Source organism: Mycobacterium sp. 134 (assembly GCF_048282715.1).
Classification (GTDB): Bacteria; Actinomycetota; Actinomycetes; order Mycobacteriales; family Mycobacteriaceae; genus Mycobacterium; species Mycobacterium septicum.
In genome coordinates, this window is record NZ_JBLVUN010000008.1 from 6317650 (window position 1) to 6338951 (window position 21302).

23 protein-coding genes and 2 tRNA genes are annotated in these 21302 nt (G+C 64.4%); 8 read left to right on the forward strand and 17 right to left on the reverse strand.

Going from position 1 to position 21302, the window contains the following annotated elements:
- Positions 1–15 precede the first annotated feature (15 nt).
- Complete coding sequence (locus tag ACNQVK_RS35025) at positions 16–678, forward strand: TetR/AcrR family transcriptional regulator (RefSeq protein WP_418033455.1); 663 nt, start codon at positions 16–18, stop codon at positions 676–678.
- Here ACNQVK_RS35025 and ACNQVK_RS35030 read toward each other — a convergent pair.
- The 3 genes from ACNQVK_RS35030 to ACNQVK_RS35040 all read right to left on the reverse strand — a co-directional run bounded on the left by ACNQVK_RS35030 (position 618) and on the right by ACNQVK_RS35040 (position 4285).
- Positions 618–1181 carry a TetR/AcrR family transcriptional regulator gene (locus tag ACNQVK_RS35030; RefSeq protein WP_418034522.1) on the reverse strand — a complete coding sequence of 188 codons (564 nt, stop codon included), beginning with the start codon at positions 1179–1181 and terminating at the stop codon, positions 618–620. The genes ACNQVK_RS35025 and ACNQVK_RS35030 overlap by 61 nt on opposite strands.
- 120 nt (positions 1182–1301) lie before the next feature.
- A complete protein-coding gene (locus tag ACNQVK_RS35035; RefSeq protein ID WP_418033456.1) occupies positions 1302–2594 on the reverse strand; it encodes a lipase family protein in 1293 nt (430 codons plus the stop codon).
- An 89-nt stretch (positions 2595–2683) separates the two neighbouring features.
- Positions 2684–4285, reverse strand: a complete 1602-nt coding sequence (locus tag ACNQVK_RS35040; protein WP_418033457.1) for an FAD-binding protein — start codon at positions 4283–4285, stop codon at positions 2684–2686.
- Between the two features lie 92 nt (positions 4286–4377).
- Here ACNQVK_RS35040 and ACNQVK_RS35045 point away from each other — a divergent pair, with 92 nt between their 5' ends.
- The 3 genes from ACNQVK_RS35045 (at position 4378) to ACNQVK_RS35055 (ending at position 6443) form a co-directional block, all read left to right on the forward strand.
- Positions 4378–4977, forward strand: coding sequence for a TetR/AcrR family transcriptional regulator (locus ACNQVK_RS35045; RefSeq protein WP_418033458.1), 600 nt, complete (start codon positions 4378–4380; stop codon positions 4975–4977).
- A 96-nt stretch (positions 4978–5073) separates the two neighbouring features.
- Complete coding sequence (locus ACNQVK_RS35050; RefSeq protein ID WP_418033459.1) at positions 5074–5727, forward strand: SOUL family heme-binding protein; 654 nt, start codon at positions 5074–5076, stop codon at positions 5725–5727.
- 35 nt (positions 5728–5762) lie between these two features.
- On the forward strand, positions 5763–6443 hold the full coding sequence (locus ACNQVK_RS35055) for a DsbA family protein (protein WP_418033460.1): 681 nt from the start codon (positions 5763–5765) through the stop codon (positions 6441–6443).
- On the opposite strand, the gene ACNQVK_RS35060 is transcribed toward ACNQVK_RS35055, so the two are convergent.
- Positions 6444–6821, reverse strand: coding sequence for an ArsR/SmtB family transcription factor (locus ACNQVK_RS35060; RefSeq protein WP_044514993.1), 378 nt, complete (start codon positions 6819–6821; stop codon positions 6444–6446). It abuts the gene before it with no gap.
- 67 nt (positions 6822–6888) lie between these two features.
- Between ACNQVK_RS35060 and ACNQVK_RS35065 the strand changes: the two genes are divergently transcribed.
- On the forward strand, positions 6889–7308 hold the full coding sequence (locus tag ACNQVK_RS35065; protein ID WP_418033461.1) for a DUF5313 domain-containing protein: 420 nt from the start codon (positions 6889–6891) through the stop codon (positions 7306–7308).
- Positions 7309–7319: 11 nt separating this feature from the next.
- On the opposite strand, the gene ACNQVK_RS35070 is transcribed toward ACNQVK_RS35065, so the two are convergent.
- The 4 genes from ACNQVK_RS35070 to ACNQVK_RS35085 all read right to left on the reverse strand — a co-directional run bounded on the left by ACNQVK_RS35070 (position 7320) and on the right by ACNQVK_RS35085 (position 10347).
- Positions 7320–8258: a M56 family metallopeptidase gene (locus ACNQVK_RS35070; protein WP_418033462.1), complete on the reverse strand. Its 939-nt coding sequence runs from the start codon at positions 8256–8258 to the stop codon at positions 7320–7322.
- The gene (locus ACNQVK_RS35075) at positions 8255–8629 is read right to left on the reverse strand and encodes a BlaI/MecI/CopY family transcriptional regulator (protein WP_090423911.1); all 375 of its coding nucleotides are present in this window, start codon (positions 8627–8629) and stop codon (positions 8255–8257) included. Before ACNQVK_RS35075 ends, ACNQVK_RS35070 begins: the two co-directional genes overlap by 4 nt.
- A gap of 84 nt (positions 8630–8713) precedes the next feature.
- Positions 8714–9610, reverse strand: coding sequence for a cytochrome c biogenesis CcdA family protein (locus tag ACNQVK_RS35080; protein WP_418033463.1), 897 nt, complete (start codon positions 9608–9610; stop codon positions 8714–8716).
- On the reverse strand, positions 9607–10347 hold the full coding sequence (locus ACNQVK_RS35085) for a DsbA family protein (RefSeq protein WP_418033464.1): 741 nt from the start codon (positions 10345–10347) through the stop codon (positions 9607–9609). Before ACNQVK_RS35085 ends, ACNQVK_RS35080 begins: the two co-directional genes overlap by 4 nt.
- Before the next feature lie 204 nt (positions 10348–10551).
- Here ACNQVK_RS35085 and ACNQVK_RS35090 point away from each other — a divergent pair, with 204 nt between their 5' ends.
- Together ACNQVK_RS35090 and ACNQVK_RS35095 are read left to right on the forward strand one after the other, a co-directional pair.
- On the forward strand, positions 10552–11865 hold the full coding sequence (locus ACNQVK_RS35090; protein ID WP_047040733.1) for an IS256 family transposase: 1314 nt from the start codon (positions 10552–10554) through the stop codon (positions 11863–11865).
- A 59-nt stretch (positions 11866–11924) separates the two neighbouring features.
- Positions 11925–12848, forward strand: a complete 924-nt coding sequence (locus tag ACNQVK_RS35095) for a L,D-transpeptidase (RefSeq protein ID WP_418034524.1) — start codon at positions 11925–11927, stop codon at positions 12846–12848.
- 4 nt (positions 12849–12852) lie between these two features.
- On the opposite strand, the gene ACNQVK_RS35100 is transcribed toward ACNQVK_RS35095, so the two are convergent.
- Positions 12853–14019 carry a phage tail sheath family protein gene (locus ACNQVK_RS35100; protein ID WP_418033465.1) on the reverse strand — a complete coding sequence of 389 codons (1167 nt, stop codon included), beginning with the start codon at positions 14017–14019 and terminating at the stop codon, positions 12853–12855.
- A 170-nt stretch (positions 14020–14189) separates the two neighbouring features.
- Between ACNQVK_RS35100 and ACNQVK_RS35105 the strand changes: the two genes are divergently transcribed.
- On the forward strand, positions 14190–15623 hold the full coding sequence (locus tag ACNQVK_RS35105) for a glyceraldehyde-3-phosphate dehydrogenase (RefSeq protein ID WP_418034526.1): 1434 nt from the start codon (positions 14190–14192) through the stop codon (positions 15621–15623).
- Between the two features lie 35 nt (positions 15624–15658).
- Here ACNQVK_RS35105 and ACNQVK_RS35110 read toward each other — a convergent pair whose 3' ends face one another.
- From ACNQVK_RS35110 to ACNQVK_RS35145, 8 genes are all read right to left on the reverse strand, one after another.
- Positions 15659–16315 carry an MspA family porin gene (locus ACNQVK_RS35110; protein ID WP_418033466.1) on the reverse strand — a complete coding sequence of 219 codons (657 nt, stop codon included), beginning with the start codon at positions 16313–16315 and terminating at the stop codon, positions 15659–15661.
- A 62-nt stretch (positions 16316–16377) separates the two neighbouring features.
- Positions 16378–17058 (reverse strand): MspA family porin, encoded by a 681-nt coding sequence (locus ACNQVK_RS35115; protein ID WP_418033467.1) that lies wholly within the window; start codon positions 17056–17058, stop codon positions 16378–16380.
- Positions 17059–17358: 300 nt separating this feature from the next.
- Positions 17359–18132 (reverse strand): response regulator transcription factor, encoded by a 774-nt coding sequence (locus tag ACNQVK_RS35120; RefSeq protein WP_418033468.1) that lies wholly within the window; start codon positions 18130–18132, stop codon positions 17359–17361.
- 110 nt (positions 18133–18242) lie between these two features.
- On the reverse strand, positions 18243–18881 hold the full coding sequence (locus tag ACNQVK_RS35125; protein ID WP_418033469.1) for a hypothetical protein: 639 nt from the start codon (positions 18879–18881) through the stop codon (positions 18243–18245).
- A gap of 473 nt (positions 18882–19354) precedes the next feature.
- Positions 19355–19777: an FAD-dependent oxidoreductase gene (locus ACNQVK_RS35130; RefSeq protein WP_418033470.1), complete on the reverse strand. Its 423-nt coding sequence runs from the start codon at positions 19775–19777 to the stop codon at positions 19355–19357.
- Positions 19778–19808: 31 nt separating this feature from the next.
- Positions 19809–19880, reverse strand: a tRNA-Lys gene (locus ACNQVK_RS35135).
- Between the two features lie 157 nt (positions 19881–20037).
- A tRNA-OTHER gene (locus tag ACNQVK_RS35140) sits at positions 20038–20124 on the reverse strand.
- A 545-nt stretch (positions 20125–20669) separates the two neighbouring features.
- The gene (locus tag ACNQVK_RS35145; RefSeq protein ID WP_418033471.1) at positions 20670–21284 is read right to left on the reverse strand and encodes a cadmium resistance transporter; all 615 of its coding nucleotides are present in this window, start codon (positions 21282–21284) and stop codon (positions 20670–20672) included.
- Positions 21285–21302 lie beyond the last annotated feature (18 nt).

Below are 21302 nucleotides of genomic sequence, written 5' to 3' on the forward strand. Positions count from 1 at the left end.
CGCTACACTCGCGGCATGTCAAGGCCGTACCGCGGCCAGGCCGCCGATGCACGGTCGGCGGATCGCCGTGCCCGACTGCTGCAGGCGGGCGTCGATCTGGTCGGCATTCAAGGGGTGGCCGCCATGACCATGCGCGCCGTGTGCCGCGAAGCCGAACTCAGCCAGAAGTTTTTCTACGAGAGCTTCACCGGCACAGACGATCTGCTCCGCGAGGTCTACCGCAGCACCTTCGAGCAGACCCGCCGTGTCATCAACGCCGCAGGCGACCCCGAGGCCGATCTGACCTCACGCACCCGTGCCGGGGTGGGGGCAGCAGCACAACTGGTCAGAGACGATCCCCGCGTCTGCCGAATCCTGTTGGTGGAGCCCATCGCCGACCTGACACTGCGGCAGTTCGTCCGCGACACCATCGGCACGATGACGATGGGTGGCCTCGCCGCCCCGACCGGCAGCACAGCGGCGCGGGCGAAGATGCAGTACGCCACCGTGTTCGGCGCCATCATCTCGCTGTTCATCGAATGGACCGAGGGCAATCTCGGCTCCGACCAAGAGGCCTTCGTCGATCACGTGACCACCATGTTGCTGTCGTCACCGTTGTTCGACGGGAGGGGCGCCGTTCAGGCAGTTCCGTCAACCGGCCATCCCGCCAGAACTCCCCGCATCAACCGGTCGAGCTGATCGGCGTTGTCCACCAGGGGTTGCCCGATGACGAAAGTCATCATCACCCCGTTCACGAATGAGAACAGGGCTTTGGCCTGGTCGTCGACGACGTCCGGCGCCATCGGATTCTCGTCGGCGGCATGCCATTCGGTGACGACCGCACGCGCGAGTCCGTAAAACCCTTCCACGGACTCGCTCAGCGTCGCAGCGAGATCATCGTCGCGGCCGGCGTGCAGGGCCAATTCATAGCGGGCTTTCGCCCGGGTCAGCCATGGCTCGGTTGCCGAATACATGACGAGGGTGGCGAATCCGGACGTGCCCGCGAACTCCGTCGGATCGGCATCGGTCAACTCCGTGAGCAGGGACAGGTCCGCAAGATCGAGTTCATTGATGCGCGCGGCGATCGCATGCATCAGAGCACTGCGTGTCCGGAAGTAGAACGAGGTAGTGCCGTCAGGCACCTCGGCCTTTTTGTCGACCTTGGGATGGCTGACGCCGCGCGCACCGTCCGCGCCGAGCAGTTCAATGGCAGCGTCGGCCAATTCGCGGCGACGCTGGGGTGCGTTGTACTTCCTGCGTTCAGCGATGCATCGCAGTGTATCGACCGCCCAGCGCAAGCTCGGCGACAACGGGTTCGACAGTCAGAACTGCCCGCAGTTGGGCGTGGTGGGTTCCCCATTGAAGCGGGCGGCGATCCACTGCATGGCGGGCTCTCCGTCCACGAGCATGGGGAGCGCGTGGTTGATCACCAACTTGTTCAGGAACGGAGGTTCCTCGTTGGTACGGAATTCGACGTCGGCGCCCTGCGCGCACCAGTCCCGGCCCAGCTGGTTCGCGGCGGTCCACGGAACCAGCGGATCGTAGCGGTTGCTGTTGATCAGCACCGGCGCGTTCGGCTTGTACCGACCGAGCTTCTGCAGATCGAACAGGCTGCTGAACGGTTCCTCGCTGACGAGCTTGCGGATGTCTTCATTGAAATACGGCTGCAGATGACGGAAGGCGAAATCGACGATCGTCTGCCCGACGCATTGGCGCGACACCGACTCGAGCATGTCCTTGCCGCGTTGCGTGAGCTTGGATCGGATCGCGTCGGCGGCTTCCGGGTAGGCGGCGATGACGCCGTTGAGCGCATAGCCCACAACGCCCACGAGCGCACTGCCGTCGGCGTAGGGCAGCAGTTCCTTGAGGTCAGCCGGCGGCGCGCCGGCGTAGGTGCCGACGATGTTCAGTTCCGGCGCGTAGCCGGAGGCCAACTCCGCCGCCGATGCGGTCGCTCCACCGCCTTGTGAGTATCCCCAGAATGCCACGGGCCCATGGGGATCCAGCGATGTCTCGGGCAGCTTCATCGCTGCCCTGGCGGCGTCGAGGACGGCTTGACCTTCGGCCAGCCGATTGACGTAGGTGTGCATCGTCGAGGTGCCCAGGCCTTCGTAATCGGTCATCACGATGGCGAAGCCACGGGCTACCAGTGTGGCGATGAACGCCTCTTCGTAGTTGACCATGATGTCCCAGCCACCCGAGTAGTGGATGCCCTGGTTGAACTGGCGCGACGGCGCGCACTGGTTGCCCTGCCCCTGGGTGCCCGGCGCATAGACGATCAGCGGTCGCGGCCCCTTGCCCGGCCAATCGTTGTACGGCTCGAAGTAGGTGCCGGTGACGACATTCGGCTTTCCGCGAGAGTCTGTGCTGCGGTACATGATCCGGGTCCCGGTCGCCATGATGGCGCCCAGCTGACCAGACGGCTCGAGCACCAACCGGCTCGGTTCGGTCCGGATGACATCACCGGGCGCACCGGCCGGCAACGGATTCGGCGGGAGATAGAAATCCGCGTACTGCGGTTCGTCACCGGTGTCGGCGAAAGCCACCGTCGTAGATGCAACGAGCGACCCGATCATCAGCATGAGGACGACGACAATCCCCCCGGCATTGCGCATTACCGGACAGTAACAAGAAAGTGTCCTGCTATGCCACTTTTCCTCTAACAAACTAGAGAAAAGGGTGATATACGCAGGTCAGATGTCTATTACGACGGCACGGGCTCCAGCTCGACGGCATGTTCGGCGGCGCGACGGCCCGAGAACACGCAGTCAGCGATCGACAATCCACTGACGTAGGAGTTGGCGCAGATTCCGATCGCAGTTCGCCCTGCGGCGTAGAGGCCCGGAATCGGCTGCCCCTCAGGCGTTGTCACCGCCCCGGTGAGTTCGTCGACGATCAGGCCGCCCAGGGTGAACATGGGGCACGGGTTGATCAGGCTGGGCTTGATGGATATCGCGATCAGGGAGAACGGCCCTTGCTCAACAGGCTTGACGAACTCGGCCGGCTTACCGAGCGGATCCGGTAGTCCTTCCGCTGCCGCGGCGTTGTGGGCCTCCACGGTGGCACGCAACCCCGTTGGATCGACACCGGCCTTGGCGGCCACCTCCTCCAGCGTGTTGCCGACGACCCGGTCGGTGCGCAACATGGCTTCCATCTGCAGGCGCTGAAACCAGATGGCCTGCTTGGGAAGTTGCGCTCGCGCCTCGTCGAGCAGACGCCGGTCGGCCAGAATCCAGCCGCGGCCACCGTGGTCTTGAATCATGGCGTGCCCGACGGCCGCGCCGTAGCGGGTCTCGTCGATGAATCGTTGTCCGGCTTCGTCGACGACGAGGGCACCGAGGAACGCGCTCGGCGGGGTGATGAATCGCCAGGCCGATACGTTGTCGAGGCGATCGACGGCGGCACCGACATCAGCGGCGAGAGTGATTCCGCTGCCGTCGTCGGCGCTGGTGCCGAGCTGGAGTCCGTCGCGGTACTCCGGTGCGTGCTCGGCGATCCATTCGCGGTTGGCGATGTAGCCGCCCGCGCTGAGGATGACCGCTTGGCGCACATGGATTTCGACGGTGCGGGCATACCTGCGCTCCAGACGGTTCAGGAGCTTTTCCATCGCGGCCCGCAGTGGCGGGTAGTAGATGCCCGGTTTGATCGCGAGCTCGGCGTATGCGTGATAGCGGTGGCGAACCCAGGCCGGTGCATCGGCGAGTGTGCTGGCCCGCACGCCGACCACGCGGCCCTCCGAGTTGGTCAGCAGCGCGACAGCCCGGGTGTGGAACTGGGTGCGCACTCCGAGCGCCGCCGCTGATGCGGCCAAGGGTTGATAGATCTTCTTGCCCGAGGCCCCCGGCCCCTTGGCCCGGTGACCGCGTTGCGCCGGCGGCGTGATGGCGCGGAAACGGCCGGAGTTCTCGCTGCCCGAGTAGTACAGGTAGTACTTGTTGTTCGGGTAGGACGTCTTGTACGGGCACACCGATGCTTCGAACGGCACGCCATGTTCGGTGAGCCAGTCGATCATCGCCGGGCTGGTGTCGACGAAGCGACGAAGCGTCTCGGGACGTACGGCGTCGCCGATCTCGGCCTGCAGGTATGCGTACATCGCATCGGCGTTGTCGTCGACCCCGGCTTGACGCTGCACCCAGGTCCCGCCACCGGCGTAGATGATCCCGCCGGACACCTGAGTCGCGCCGCCGCCGTTGAATCGGTCGATCGCCAACACGTCGGCACCTCTCGACCGCGCTTCCAGGGCAGCACAGACCCCCGCGGCTCCGTATCCGACGACGAGGACATCGACTGTGTGCGCGTCTGGCATGGCTCTCCCTGAACGTGATCGGCCATCGAACTTGAACTCCTAGTTTGTACTCAAAGTACAAACTAGGCGCAAGAGCACTCTAGACTGCGCTCGTGGCTGAACAGACCGGGCGGACCGTGCCCCCTGCGGTGGCCGAGAAGCTGTATACGGCGACGGACCTCATTGCCGCCCGCGGGCTGCAGAAGACCAAGATCGAGGACATCGCCAAAGCCTCGGGGGTCCCGAAGGCCACGCTGTACTACTACTTCAAGGGCAAGGACGACATCCTGGCCTTCCTCTTCCGGGATTCCCTCGATGCGCTCGCCCGCGACGTCGCCTCGGCTGCCGATGCCCCCGGGCCGGGCAGAGACCGACTGGCCGCCGTGATCGAGGTTCAGGTTGCGCACACCATGAACCGCCCGGCAACCGCCCAGGCACTGGTCGGTGATCTGAGTCGGGCGATTCGACTGCCCGAACTCGCGTCGGCCGTACAAGAGGCCTTCTACGAACCCATCGCCCGAGTACTCCAGGCCGGGGCAGACGATGGCTCACTGCGGAGCCTCCCCGACCCTCAGAGCGCTGCGATCACCATCTTCGGCGCGATCATGATGACAGCGGTGCTGCACAACGTCATCAACTCCGAGAAGACCCAAGGCGAAGTCGCCGACGAGGTCATGCACCTCATCGAGAACGGGCTCGCGCCTTCACGCTGATGCGCGTTCAGACCGCGATGGGGGCCGGATGCCCAAGGGCCATCCATGAGTCCCGCGGCTCCGAATCCCTGTGTGTCGAGGAAGAGGAGGTCTGCCATGTTGAACCGGTTGCGAACGGTCGCGATCCAGATGGCACAGGCGGTGGGTTCGGTGGCCGGAGTCCGCACCGGTGTCGAGGAGCCGCCGCACAGTGTTCAAAAGGTGGCCGACGGCGTGGAAATCCGCCAGTACGCCGCCCGGATCGCCGCTCAGACGACCGTCCTGGCCGACGAGGAGGCGGCCCGCAACGCAGGCTTTCGCCGCCTGGCCGGTTATATCTTCGGCGCCAACCACCAGCGCGAGAAGATCGCCATGACCGCACCGGTCAGCCAGCAACCGGCCGGCGACAGCGGCCAGAAGATTGCCATGACCGCACCGGTGGCACAGCAGCCCGATGGGAATCGTGGCTGGTTGATCCGCTTCTATATGCCGTCGGAGTGGACAATGGAGACATTGCCGAGCCCCGACGACCACCGTGTCGAGCTGGTGACGGTGCCACCCGAAACGGTCGCGGTGCTGCGGTTCAGCGGGGATCGAAGCCCTCGCAGTGTCGCGGCACGCACCTCTGAACTTCGAGACATACTGCGCTCCTACGGTTTCGAACCTATCGGCGAACCCACGGCGTGGTTCTACGACCCGCCGTGGACGGCTCCGTGCCGACGCCGCAACGAGATCGCCGTGCCCGTCGACGATGGCCGAGCGCCCGATTGATCACGCCTGCCCACCGCTAGGACATGATGGCAAGCATGAATTCGAGCCTGAAGCGGGCCGGCTCTACCGCCCGGCCGTTTGTCAGCGCAGTGGTGCTGTGCCTGCTGTCGGCGGTTCTGGTGTGGGGCCCCGGCGCCGGACGCGCGTACGCGGCGGAAGCATCGCCGGCCGGGGATGCCCTCTCCATCGGCGACCCTGCCGCGCCGGGCCAAATCGACCTCTACCTGGATCCGCTGTGCCCCTACAGCGGGAAGATGATCCGCGACCAGGGCGCCGAGATCGGCCGTCGCATCGAGGCCGGCAAGCTCCACATCAACCTGCGGCTCGTCAATTTTCTCGAAAAGTACTCAGCCAGTGGCACTTACGACAGCCGTGCGATCTACGCAGCCTTCATCGTCGCCGATCACTCGAAATCGAGCGACGTCACCTGGCAGTTCATCGAGCAGATCTTCTCCGCCGATCAGCAGCCGAAAGAGAAAGGCCCGACAGACCTGAGCAACGATCAGCTCGCCGGTCTGGCCGATCATGCCGGGGCGCCGCCGTCAGCGCAGGACCTGATCAAGCTGGGGCTTCCGATCCCCTTCGACGGACATGCCATCGCCGCCGACAACCTGCCGCTGCTGCGAGCAATCCCCGACTCCGGCGTGCCGATGGTCGTCATCGACGGCGAATCGGTCGACGGAAACTCCGACTGGCTCGATCGCCTGCCGCGCTGATTATCGAGAGGTCCCGATCGGCGGCAGCGAGCCGACGGCCTCGAGCTGATCATGCTGGGCAGCGAGGGTGTCGGCGAGGAATGTCCGGGCGATGAGCAGTAGCTCGGCGATCTTCGGGTGCGCGAGCGTGTAGTACACCGCGTTGCCGACGCGATGCCCGCTGACCACATGATGTCGCTTGAGGACCGCGAGATGCTGGGACAGCAGGGTCGGTTCGATATCGGTGGCAGCCAGGATCGCACTGACCGGGGTCGGCTCCTCGTTGACGGACAGGATCTCCAGCACCCGGATACGCGCCGGGTGGGCGAGCGCCTTGAACAGGTTGGCCTTGATCTCGTACAACGGCCGCTCGGGACCTTCCAGGACGCTGTCGGTCACCGCTGCCCCAATGATTGATGGATTGATGAAATTCGCAATCCATCATAGCGACCGTTACCCTTCAGCAATGCCCACCGGCCAAGCCCCACGCACGAAACCGGGCCCGCTGCAGTACATCGGGTATTGCTACGGAAAGCGGCTACCCGACTCGATGCGCGACTGGGTGGCCAACGACCTGGCAGGCCCCGGAGCCACCATCCGGATGATGGTGCGCGTCGCCGTCCCGGCCATCCTCGTCCTGGCGCCGATCTGGTTCATCCCCATGTCGCTCTACCTACACGCCAGCATGACGGTGCCCATCTTCATCCCGTTCGTGTATTTCTCCCACGCCCTGAACAAGGTGTGGCGGCGTCACATGCTCGTCAAACACGGTTTGAACCCGGCCCTCATCGACGAGCTGTCGCGCAAGAAGAATGCGCACATCCACCAGGCCTACGCCGAACGCTACGGACCACGCACCGGCCCGCGCAGCAGCGGCGATATCTGACCACTGTTCGGTCAGGACTGGAGGGTGCACAACGTGAGCGCGAAGGCGGGTGCGGCGGCAGTCCCGATGACGATGAGCAACGTCACCAGCGACCGTGGGTGCCACCAGATCGTTGGGTGGGGTTGCATCAAGCGGGTGACACGGTCGGTCACCGCGGTACCGGTCGCGGCCAGCACACCGTCGGGGAGCCGGAGTCGGGTGCTCAACGTGACGAGACCAGCCAACAGCGGCTCACGGCCATGCCTGCGGGTGGCCGCATCGTCAGCGCACATCTCCAGTAATGCCGGCACAGCCTGCGCCGCCGCTCGCATCAACGGCAGCCGCGGCAGCGCGGCCGCGAGCGTGCTGAGCGTCGCGATGATGTGGTGATGATGCCCACGCAGGTGGGCCCGCTCGTGGGCCAGAACCGCGGCCAGAGCCACCGGATCCAGTAACTCCAGCGCGGCGGTCGTGACGACGATGGCGCGCTGCCTGCCGCCGGATACGCAGTATGCCGTCGGCTGGTCAGCCGTGATCGCGACGACGCCGTCGTGGTCGGTGCGCCTGCCGAGGATCCGGACCGCTTCGACGTGCCGGCGATTGGCGCGCCGCGTTCTGCACAACGTGACGATCACACGCCGCGTGGTGTTGGTCGCCACCGCGGCAGTGACTGCGAGCAGGGCGACGACCAACACCGTCGCCACGGTGGGCGGTAACGTCACCGCGCCGGCGATCCCCAGAGTTTCGACGCAGAACGTCGGCGCACTGCGAGTGATCAGGCTGTGGGCGGCGCCCGCGATCAGGATCACCAACGCCGCCACCCACGCGAATGACGCGGTCGCGACGACCACCAGCCAGCCCGCTACCGAGAGCCGGGGATGGATGCGGCCTGAGATCGGACCGGTGAACAGCACCGGCGCCAGCCAGCTCAAAGCCATCGCGTAGCCGAGGAGAAAGGTGACCGCGTTCATCGTGGCTGCCCCTCGGTGAACCGCTTGAGCGCCTGCCGGAGCTTTGTCGAGTCGTCGTCGACGATCTGCTCGAGGAAGAAGTTGAGGATCAGCTCGCTGTCACCGCCAGATTCGAACACGGTCCGCATGAGCTGCGCGGAATGTTCCTCGCGGCTCATCACCGGCCGATAGCTGTAGGCCAGACCGACCTTCTCCCGCTGCAGCCATCCCTTTCGGAACAGGTTGTCCATCGTCGACATGACCGTGGTGTAAGCGATCTGGCGCTTGGCGACGAGTTCATCGTGCACGCTGCGCACCGTGGAGGGCTCCGTACGTGACCAGAGCACTTCCATCACCACAGCTTCGAGATCGCCAAATCCCTTAATTCCCATACCTACTACCGCCCACCCAGGTGCGCGTCACCGTATCCCGGCCTCGCGCGTCAAACCTATGTAGCGCGATAGTAGCTGCTCTGATCATTTCGCCGCGCTCCCGATCCCGGCGGCATGGGGATCGGCCTCTACGGCGGCGGATTCCACAGGGCGGGCTCGCGAACGGGCGCGCCGCCGCCACAACCGGATTGACCGCCACAGGATGAGCGCAACCACCACGCCCAGGATCAGCCAGGGATCGCTGACGCTCGACGACAGTCGACCCAGCCAAACTTGCAGGTCATATTGCGCGTCGACGGAAAGCAAGGCGCCAAGGTTCGCGGTGCCGTCGGTGAACAGGAACACCCCGCCGAGAATGATGAATGCCGCCCCGGTGAGCAGCGAGGTGGTGTGCGTCTCCAGCGGACCCAGACGTACCGGTCGCCCCCGTAGCCAGCTCCGCTTCGACAGGTTGAAGCGGTCCCACAACCAGGCGAGCAGGAACAGCGGCGCGGCCATCCCGAGGGCGTAGACGGCCATCAGCAGTGCCCCGTAGGCCGGGTCGGCCCCCATCGCCGACATGGTCAGGACCGCGCCCAGCAGTGGACCCGCGCAGAAGCCGGCCAGTCCGTAGACAGCCCCCAACGCGAACACCGAGACGCTGCCGGAGATGTTGATCCGTGCCGTCATCCGTTGCAGGGACGACAGGCCGAATCCCTTGCCCAGCAACGTCATCAGACCGAACCCGATCAACACCAGCCCACCGATGGTGCTGACTTGCTCGCGATAACGCGTGACGACGCTGCCCAGCAAGCCGACGCCGGCGCCCAACGGCACCAGCACCACACACAGACCCGCCCAGAACGCGAAAGTGCGTCGGATCAACAGGTGTGCCCGGTCGAAGGCGTAGGCGAAGAACGACGGCAGCAGCAGGGCCGAGCAGGGGCTGAGCAGGGAGGCCAACCCGCCGAGGAAGGCTCCGAGCAGACCGACGCCACTCACCGGCCGGCCAACGCGCCGTCGATGGCGCGCACGAAGTCTTCGGTGGGCTGGGCACCGAGCATCGGCACGTCGTTGATCAGGAATGCCGGGGTGCTGGGGACGCCGATCGCCGTGCCCCGTGCCAGATCGGAGTTGATGGCGGCGTCGAAGGTGTCGCCGCGCATCGCAGCGGTGAATTTGTCGATATCGGGGACACCGGCCTGCCGGGCGAAGTCGATCAAGACCGCGTCTGTCAGGTCTGCCTTCGATCGCTCGGGCGCGGCCGCATAGACGGCGCTGTTGAACTCCCAGAACTTGCCCTGCTCGGCGGCCGCCCGTCCGGCACGTGCTGCCGACATCGACTGCGGGCCGAAGATCGGGAAGTCGCGCCACTCGATGCGGAGCCGGCCCCCGTCGACATAGCGATTGACGAGTTCAGGCTCGATGTCGCGGCTGAACTTTGCGCAGAACGGGCATCGATAGTCGGAGAACACCACCAGTGCCACGGGCGCGTCGGGAGCGCCCAACGCGAGTGGGTCGCCCGCCTGGCGACGCTCCACCGGCGAGCGGCTCCCCTCGGTGCTGCCGCCTGCGGCTTCGGCGTCGGACAGGGATGTCACCGACGACCCGGCGGCGGGCGCGGCCGGGACGTCGTTGTCGGGGCGCAACACCAGGTAGGCGATCAGGGCAGCCGCAATGACAACGAGTCCCCCGATGAAGATGAGGTCCTTGTTGACATTCTCTCGCCGTCCGTTCACTGCGCACCTCCATGCTAGCCTGACCTACGTAGCTACGCCGTAGCTACGTATTCCGTTCTAGCACACTGCGTCACCAAGACGCCGAGACGAGCAATGATCAGAACCTGTGGATCCCGGGAGGACGCACCTTCCCGGATGATGATCTTTGACGAAACAGGATTCTGATCAAGACCAGCGTTGGCGCGCTGGCGGGAAGGCACGCCCGTGCTCACGGTAGTACACGAAGGCCGAGACCCGAACGAGGCCGGCGACGCCGCCGGTGCAGGCCGGTCGCTGCTCGATGAGATCGTTCGCGACGGTGCCCGGCAGATGCTCGCCGCAGCCCTGCAGGCCGAGGTCGCCGATTACATCGCCCGGCACGCCGGTGAAGTCGACGACAACGGCCACCGCCTCGTCGTACGCAACGGCTACCACACCGAACGCGACGTGATGACCGCCGCCGGTGCGGTGACGGTGAAGGCGCCACGGGTCAACGACAAGCGCATCGATCCCGAGACAGGCCAGCGTAAGAGGTTCTCGTCGGCGATCCTGCCGGCCTGGGCCCGCAGGTCCACCCAAGTGTCCGAGGTGTTGCCGCTGCTGTACCTGCACGGCCTGTCGACCAGCGACTTCGGGCCCGCCCTCGAGCAGTTCCTCGGCTCCGGTGCCGGCCTGTCGCCGGCCTCGATCACCCGGCTGACCGCGCAGTGGCAGGACGAGGCGAAAGCCTTCGGACAGCGGGATCTCTCGCAAGTCGACTACGTCTACCTGTGGGTCGACGGCATCCACCTGAAGGTGCGGCTCGAGCAGGAGAAACTCTGTCTGCTGGTCATGCTGGGGGTGCGGGCCGACGGACGTAAGGAACTCGTCGCCCTGGCCGACGGCTACCGCGAATCCACCGAATGCTGGGCCGATCTGCTGCGGGACTGCCGCCGCCGCGGAATGCGGGCCCCGGTGCTCGCGATCGGGGACGGCGCGCTGGGATTCTGGAAGGCACTGCGGGAAGTGTTCCCCGACACCCGCGAACAACGCTGCTGGTTCCACAAGCAATCCAACGTCCTTGCAGCACTCCCGAAGTCCGCGCATCCCGGCGCGTTGGCGGCGATGAAGGAGATCATCGGAGCCGAGGACATCGACAAGGCGCAGATCGCGATCGCGGCGTTCGAACAGGACTACGGTGCGAAATATCCGAAGGCAGTGAAGAAGATCGTCGATGACGCCGATGTGTTGCTCGAGTACTTTCGGTATCCGGCCGAGCATTGGGTGCATCTGCGTACGACGAATCCGATCGAATCGACTTTTGCGACGGTGCGGCTTCGGACCAGGGTGACCAAGGGTCCGGGTTCACGAGCGGCGGGGATGGCGATGGCCTACAAGCTGATCGAGGCCGCGCAGTCGCGGTGGCGGGCGGTCAACGCACCGCAGCTGGTCGCACTGGTGCGAGCGGGCGCGCTGTTCCACAAGGGCAAGCTCCTCGAACGGCCGGTCGACATCACCCCGGAACCCTCGCCCGACACTCCGGTGTCCGAGGTCGCCTGACGACCCCCGATCCACAGGATTTGACTATTCCTCCGCCGAGACAGATGGGAGACGCCGCGATGTCGGTGGGTTCACCCCAGAAGCGGCCGGCACCGATCCTGTCCGCACTCGCATTGATCCTTGTCGCCACCATCAGCGCGCCTTTCTGGCGCGCCGATGCTTCATTCGCCTACGCGCTGGCCACATCGAGCGAGAAGGCTCAGGTCAGTTTCACCACGACCTCGGGTGCCAAGCTGGTCGACGGTGGGACATACGGCGTCGGCACCGTCATCGTGGCCAAATTCGACGGACCGGTTGCCGACCGTGGGGCCGCAGAGAAGCAGCTGGCAGTCCAGACCGTGCCACCCGTCGACGGTTCCTGGTATTGGATGAACGACCAGCGCGCCCACTGGCGGCCGCAGAGCTACTACCGTCCGGGCACCGAAGTCGTCGTGACCGCGAACGGCCAAGGAGCCAGTCGGGTCTCGTTCCGCGTCGGAGAATCTCACGTATCCATCGCCGACGACGCCACCAAGCAGATCCGCGTCTATCGCAACGACGAGCTGGTCCGCACAATTCCGACCTCCATGGGCATGGGTGGATCCGAAACCGTTGCAGGCAAGACGATTTCGTTCTGGACCCAACCCGGCGTCTACACGGTGATGGACAAGGCGAACTCCGTGGTCATGGACTCCTCCACATACGGGCTGCCGGTCGATTCACGACTGGGCTACAAGGTGACCGTCAGCAACGCGGTGCGACTCACCAACAGCGGGATCTACGTCCACCAACTCGACAGCACGATCTGGGCGCAGGGCAAGACCAACACGTCGCACGGATGCCTGAATGTCAACGCCGACAACGGGCGGTGGTTCTACGAATTCTCCCAGCCCGGAGATGTCTTCGAAGTGCGCAACACCGGCGGCGAGCCCCTGCCCGTCTGGCAGAACGGCGACTGGGGTGTCCCATGGGAGAAGTGGCTCGGGGGCAGCGCCCTGCGGTGACGGCCTACCCCGCCGGGGGCGCCGCCCTTTGTTGAATGCGGATCATCACGAACTCGAAGGGCCGCACGGGTGCGAATGCAACCATGATGTTGACGATGCCGTGGTCGATGTCGTCTTGCGTCATGGTGTCGCGCCCGCAATGCACGAGGTAGGCCTCATTGTCGGTGTTGCCCGGAAAAGCCCCCTGCCGGAACAAGCTGTTCATGAACGCGCGAACCGTCAGGTGGATCTGCGCCCACAGCGGTTCATCGTTGGGCTCGAACACCACCCATTGGGTTCCGCGGTACACGGATTCTTCGATGTAGAGCGCCAGCCGTCTCACCGCGACGTACTTGAACTCGTCAGTCAGGGCGTCGACGCCCCGCAACGTGCGCGCACCCCAGACCAAAGGCCCCCTACCGGGGAACGTCCGCAGGCAGTTGATTCCCGATGCGCTGAGGGGGCCGTTCTGGGCGTCGGTGAGCGTCACGCTCAACCCGGTCACCCCGGCAAGCTCCGTATTCGCCGGTGCTTTCCAGACCCCACGCTCGGCGTCGGTGCGCGCGATCATCCCGGCCACCGCGCCGGACGCCGCGAAGTCGCCCGTCGCCCCGTTGCGCAGCGGATCGGACCGCCGAATCCGTGGAAAGTAGACCGCGCCGTTACGGGCGGCGTCCCCGGTCAGCGCCTGGTCGGCCGGCCAGTGCTGAACGGTGTTCGCCGTCGCCGCACCGGGCGGGTCGACGATCAGGAACGCGCGGCGTCGAGCGCAGTAGGTGAGCGCCGCCTTCCATACGTTCCGCGGTAGATCGCCACCCGGCACCGGCGGCGGTAGGCACAGCAACGTGAAGAAGGCGACCTTCGCCAGTGCGTAGATGCCCTTCTGCGCGCCTTCGAAACCCACGTCGACGTAGTCGGTTTCTGTGAGCGCGCCATCCCTGGCAACGAGGCGGAGGATGATCGCGGAGCCGCCGCCGTTGGCGAAGAAGTCCTGCACCGCATATCCGAGACCACTGTCGGCCGACAATCCCCCGAACATGCTCTCGAACTCGGCATAGGAATCGACCCGCACCGGATCGTCGACGGGTCCACTCACCGCGCCTCCGACGAAGGCACAGATTGCCGTGGGCACGCCGGCGATCGTGTGGACCCCGGTCTCCCCGATCTCGACGCCGGGAGGTTGCTCTGGCATTGGCATGAGAACCCCTTCCGCCCCCTCCGGAAACGATCATTCCACCTGTGACCTGCGCCACTGCAGATTCTCACCGCCATACCGTGGCGTTTTGTGAGATCGGACAATCGTTAACATCGAAGCGCTACTCACCCGAGGGGCCAGCCCACACGACCCACAGGACGCTTGATTTGAACTCGCCAGAACTCGCCCATTGGAATGCCCAAGAAGCACTCGCGGAGGCGATGATCCCGATCATCGGCACCCTGTACCGGGCGAAGGGCGTGACGGTCCTGTTGCACAGCCGGTCGCTGGTGAACAAGTCCGTCATCAAAATCCTGCGGACCCACCGGTTCGCCCGACAGGTCGGCGGTGACGAACTGTCGGTCGAGGAGACCTTCCCGTTCCTGCAGGCCCTGGCGGACCTGGACCTTGGCCCGTCGAAGATCGACCTCGGCCTGCTGATCATGGCGTACCGCGCCAGCGATGCCGGGTTGTCCGTACCCAAGTTCACCGCGCAGGTGCTCAGCGACGTGACCGGGGAAAACAAGAGCGAACCGCAGGGCCCGCGAGACGTGGTGCTCTACGGGTTCGGCCGGATCGGCCGGCTCGTCGCGCGCCTGCTCATCGAGAAGGCCGGCTCCGGCAACGGCCTGAACCTGCGCGCGGTGGTGATCCGCAGTAACGGGGACGGCGACCTGGCCAAGCGGGCGTCGCTGCTGCGCCGCGACTCGGTCCACGGCCAATTCAACGGCACGATCAAGATCGACACCGAGACCAACAGCCTCATCGCCAACGGCAATGTCATCAAGTTCATCCACAGCGACGACCCGTCGACCGTCGACTACACCGAGTACGGCATCGACAACGCGATCCTGATCGACAACACCGGCAAATGGCGCGACCGCGACGGCCTGTCCAAGCACCTGCGCCCCGGTATCGCGAAGGTCCTGCTGACCGCGCCGGGCAAGGGCGACGTGCCGAACATCGTGCACGGGGTCAACCACCGCAGCCTCGATCTCGAGCAGCAGATCTTCTCGTGCGCGTCGTGTACGACCAACGCGATCGTTCCACCGCTGAAGGCGGTGGACGACGAGTACGGCATCGCGCGCTGTCACGTCGAGACCGTGCACTCGTTCACCAACGACCAGAACCTGCTGGACAACTACCACAAGGCCGATCGCCGTGGCCGGTCCGCGCCGTTCAACCTGGTGCTCACCGAGACGGGTGCGGCCTCGGCGGTCGCCAAGGCAATGCCTGACCTGAAGGCCAAGATCAGCGGCAGCTCGATTCGCGTTCCCACGCCGGATGTTTCGGTGGCGATCCTCAACATGCAACTGCACCGCCCGACCACCAAGGAAGAGGTCCTGGAGTACCTGCGCCAGGCGTCCCTGTCGGGACCGTTGAGCCGCAACCTCGACTACACCGCCGCGACCGACGCCGTGTCCAGCGACTTCATCGGCTCACGCGCGGCGAGCATCATCGATGCGAACGCGACGATCGTCGACGAGGACAACGTGATCCTCTATGTCTGGTACGACAACGAGTTCGGCTACTCATCTCAGGTGGTGCGCACGGTGCAGTACCTGTCGGGAATCGAATACCCGACGTATCCGCAGATGTGAACCGGACGTCTGACCCGTACCGATTTCGGTCCGGGTCAGACCGTCTTGGTCACGCCGTAATAGGCGACGATGTCCTGGGTTCCGGAGCCGACGCTGGTCAGTTTCGCGTAAGAACGTAGAAAAGATTGCCCGACGCAACCATCGATCTTGATGTGTACGTCTTTGAGGGTGACCCGAGATTCTTTGCCCCGGAAGTCCTTCTTGGTGACCGAGACAGTGGTGACCTCGCCAGGTTTGGGCCTGACTTCTACGTTGCCTTGGATCGGCACGCTGAGCCCGCCGAGGCCGGACTGGCTCACCGACGAGGACAGACCGAGGCTCCCGGTCAACCGAACTGCGCTCAGCTCGATGCCACAACCGATCTGGTAGCCCGCCTCCAATGTGCCCCCTTTCAGGGCGGCGCTGCCGCCGCCGGTGACGCGGCCGGTAAAGGTGGCTCCGGCCAGATATTCACGCGACGACTGCGCGGTCGTCAGCGGGGGGATCGGCAGCTGGGTTTCGTCCTTGGCGGCCAGGGTCAACGTCCAACCGTCTGGTGTGGTGGCGACCGCCGGTTCCCCGGACACGACCATCCCGGTGTCCATGGCTGGGCCGGGCTCATGGGGCGGGACAGGTTCGGGAGCGGCGATCGCCGGTGGCGCCTGCGACACCAGCGCACCGGCGGCAATGAGTGCGGCGACAGTCTTGATCATATTGGTGCTGATACCTCTCGGAGCTGAATGAGTTGGGCAAGTGAGGTTTTGAGCTCCGGAATTCAGACCGTCTTGGTCACGCCGACGTACGTGACAACATCCTGCGTATCGGCGGTGGAGCTGGTGAACGTCGCGTAGGAGCGAATGAACGACTGGCCGACGCAGCTGTCGATCTTGACGCGAAGGGCGTTGATCGTCACGCGGGCCGAATCGCCTTCGTAAGCAACCTTGGTGACCGGGACAATGTTGGCGGTTCCCGGCTTCAGGGTGGGTCGGATCTGAGCGAAAAGGTTGCCCCCGACGCTGGGCACGCCCACCGAGCTCAACGCCGGCGTGATGCTGCCACCGAACCTGGCATCCACCACATCTGCGCTGATGCCGCACCCGATCTGATAACCGGCCTCCAGCGATCCACCGGCCAGTGGCGCCTTGCCGGAACCTTTGACTGTTCCGGTGAAGGTGCCTCCCACCAGATACTCCCGCGAGGATACCGCCGTGGTCAGTGGCATTACGGGCAGCTGCGTCTCGTCCTTGGCCGCGACCGAGAGAATCCACCCCTCGGGGGTGGATAGGGCACCCGGCTCGGCCGAGGCGACAGTGCCGTCGTCCAGGCCGGGAGCGGGCGGCTGATCAGGCGCCGCCGGACCCGGAATGGGCTGCCCGCCCGTTGGATTCGCGACGGCAAGCGGCGCGGTAGCACCGACCAAATAGGCAACGGCCAGTGTGACAAGACTTTTCAGCATGGTGCGGCGGAGCGCCTCTCAGTATCCCGGAAATGACCTTCCCGGGGAACCTAGCAGCGCGCGAAAAGCGGTGTCACCACCCTTCGAAAGTAAACCCCTAAACAATTGGGACACAGCGTTTCTCGGAGGTTAACACCGGGAAAACTGCGCCAGGGTATTAACCTTCGATTACGGATCGTAAGCTTCCGCCCCACAGTGCCAAGTCAATTCAAACATGGTTCACACGGTGCGCAAAGATACCGCCAACCAGCAGATGAGCAAATGTTTTGACAGGAAGGTGATCTCAGCGAGATCCCGCGATCACGACGCGGGTCGCAGCATGTAACCCACCCCGCGCACAGTGTGGATCATCGGCTCACGGTCAGTGTCGACCTTCTTGCGCAAATACGAAATGTAAAGATCCACGATGCTCGACTTCCCACCGAACCCGTAATTCCACACCCGATCCAGGATCTCAGCCCGGCTCAACGCCCGCCGCGGATTACGCATCAGATACCGCAACAACTCGAACTCGGTCACCGTGAGATTGATCGGCTCACCAGCCCGCGTGACCTCACGACTGGCCCCATCGAGCACCATGTCCCCGACCTTCAAGGTCTCATCAGCCGGCGGCGTGGTGTGACTGGACCGGCGCAACAACCCACGCAACCGCGCCACCAACTCCTCAAGACTGAACGGCTTGGTCATGTAGTCATCAGCACCCGCCGTCAGACCCGACACCCGATCCAGCACCGAATCCCTGGCCGTCAAAAACAACGTCGGCGTATACCCATCGGCCTCACGCATCCGCTGCAAGATCTGCAACCCATCGATATCGGGCAGCATGATGTCCAACACCACCACATCCGGTTCGATCTCGTCGAACTTTGCTACCGCATCATGGCCGTTGTGCGCCACATCAACTTCCCAACCCTCATAGTGCAGGGCCATCTTCACCAGGTTGGTCAGCGCCGGCTCGTCATCGACCAGCAACACCCGGATAGCTGACCCGTCGGCGCGGTGAATCTTCGGCAACTGTCCGAGGATGGCCTGGCGGGGTTGCTGGGAGTGAGGAGGAACCGATGCCAGGGCCATACCTCCATAGTCCGGAGCGCATAGGAGGTTGTCACTGAACTCATAGGAGTCTCATGCCTGGGGCAGCGGGACAGAATCGGGATTGTTCGTGAAGGACAGCGCCGAGACGGTCAGTGAGCAGGGGTGACGCCTACCGCAATGCGGCTGATGGCGGTACCCATGTGTACGGCGATGTGCTCGCGAGCCGACATCTCGGCATCGGCACGGCTGACAACTTTGACAACCAGATCGAGATCGGGGACCCGAACCCGGTAGCCGTGCCGCGTGGGGTGGATCTCGATGGCGAAACGGTGGTCTGGCAACTCCTTCGGCCGGGGCCAGAAGAACCTCGCGCTCAAAGACTCCAGCAAACAGTCAATCTGATACTGCTCACGGCGTTTGAGCCTGATGGCTTCGCGGAGACGAGGCATCCGGCGTCGGTTGCGATCGTCGGCCAAATGCCGGACGAGCAGCTCGCAGTCTCGGGCCAGTTCCTCTTCGACCACTGCCCGCTGCTCCTCCAGCATCCCGCGGTAGTACCGGGCCTGTTGCAGTTCCTGCTGACGAACCAGGCGAACCACGCCCACCTGTTCGGCAGTCTCGGCCCGGTCACCGCTGGATAGGGCGAGACGCGGGCCTGTGCCCGCCGGCTCCTCGGCACCACCCAGCACTCGAATCAGTGCTCGTCCGGCACGATGCTTCGCCGGCAACTGCCCGTCGGCCGACTGCCGTTGTTGCTGGGCGCCGGAGGGAGCAGACATCGCCGTCACACCGTCATTCTGCGGACGATAAGGGCGTCCGCCGAAGACTCATATCAATTTCATGCGTATCGGCGGACCGGCGACTCAGAACAAGGCGATGATTCGGTTGTTGTGAGGATCGACCCCGGCCGGTAAAGGTCTCAATGAGAAGCCGGAAACCACGGGGCTTGACGAGTTGCAGATCAAGCTTGTCTGTCGATCAAGGCCAAGAGCTTGAGAGGCGCGGCAGCGATGAGGACCGCGACGAGGGCCGAGAGTGTCAACCCCAAGAACGCCGCCGTGAGCGTTATATACATGGCAGTTTGCAGCCGCTCTAAAACACCACTCATGAAGCAACCTCTACAGACGAACTGACGCTCTTGCGGTGCGCTCCCGTCGCGCACAACGCAGACCTTAGGCCGCGCCCCGGCGAGGCCGGGGCTACGTTATGTAACGAACTCGGCGAAATCGTTGACACTCTGCCATCAGGTCACGCGAGCCGCTCAGCTGTCAGGGACGTGCTGAAGCAGTTCTCCCAGATCAATCGGTCTTCCGAGGACGCGCTCAGCAGCCCGATGTCCCGACAGCAACGCCCCGTTCACCGTCGCCGGGTCGGTGCTCCAGGTTGCTTTCCCCAGCAAGGTGCACCACCCCACCGACGGGAGTCGCCATCGCATCGTGATCCTCTTGGGAAGCTCCCACCGCCACATGGGAATACGACCCAACGAATACGGATCTGCACCCCACCGGGTAACCCGATGGTTCACCGGGCCCGGAACGCTGTCGCCATAGATCTGTCTCAGGGAGGCCAACGTCGAGGCGACGACCTGCTCATCAGTCATCCCGACCTCCCGGCCCCGCGGACCACCGGCGAACGCCAACAGCATCGGCTGACCACTGCTGGGGTTTGGAAGACTGACGTGCAATCCCGTTACACCTCAACCGCTTGAATATCGGTGCGCCGTGGGGGTTTCGATCCCCCGTCCCCAGATTAAGAGTCTGGTGCTATCCCAACTCAGCTAACGGCGCGCATGTGGCTCTTGAGTAGGCCTCTCGGGACTCGAACTCGGAACTGACGAGTAAAAGCCAAGAGTGGTAATTGATCTCACCAACGACGCGTTCAATGACGCTCACCGCTCACGGCACGGTACGGTACGAGTCCGCAATCCACAAGCTCGAGCATCGATGGTGCGCTCGGCAGGAGTTGAACCTGCATGCCCGTATTGGGCACCCGGGTCTGAGCGGGCGCGTCTTCCAGTTCCGCCACGAGCGCGGATGCCACATTGTTCAGTTTTCAAAGAGCCAGCGGGAAAAGATGTTTCACCTGTCACGCCGCTCTGCACACGGTCATTCGGGTGCGTTGCCATTAACAGCATGGGCTGCGGGCAACGTGATTGTCGAGCGGTTTCTTCTTCGTAATCCGTTGCACACCAGCATAATTAGGCGTGGCGAACTACAGCAACGTCAGGCGACGTTCCTGTCAGCGACAACAGCGAAGTTGAGAAGTTTGTGAGATTGTTGTTCGGTCTCGCGTTTCCGGCCGCGGCCCGCACCCATTGACAGAGTGGAAGGTCGTCGACACATCGACCGGACGCACCCGAGATGCCCCAGGGCATCATGCTCGACCAATTGTCGGGCAAGTCCTCTGGCGTCGACGGTGCCCGCGCACCACAAACTCGCCGCGGATGCTTCATGCATCCCGGCGAGCGGCTCATAGCCGTGGCAGGACCTGGTCACGCCGTGACGATAACACCGCATTCCGCCAGGTCCCAGCAAATTTTGCAGGGGGAGATCATCGCCATGTTCGAAGTACGCCCGCTACATCGAGAGGCCGAACGCACCGCCTTCAACGAGGATGACCGTCCCGATAACGATGAGTGCGACGGGCAGGATGATGTGGCCCCAGCGTGAGAGCGCCTCGGCAATGATCGGGCGGTAGGCGAAGTATTGCCCGGCCGCGCACCAGACCGCGACGCCGATGAGAAACACGACGACGTAGGCGCTGACAGTGCCGATGGATGCCACGGCGAAGATCGGTACATAGACGCCGATGTTGTCTCCGCCGTTGGCGAAGGTGACGCCCGCGACCTGCCACACCCCCGGTCCTGCAGGTGGCGACGCGAATTGGGCATCTGGAGTTTCGGTGTCGCGACTGTGGCGCCACGAAACCCAGGCGGCTCTGAGCCCCAACATGATTGGCAGCAGCCCGAAGTACGGAAGCACGGCAGGCGGCAACAGTGTGGCGCCAAGTAGAGCGCCGCTGATCGACACTGCCAGAATTGCGCCGAAGCCGAGGTACTGACCGAGGATCACCCGGATCGCCGCCCCACGATGGCCTGGCACCTGACCGAAGAAGACCGCGAGTACGACGATGTCATCGATGTTGGTCACGGCGAAGGCACCGATCGCCTGGGCGATGGTAGCCAGGCTCATGTCGTGTTCCTACGGCCG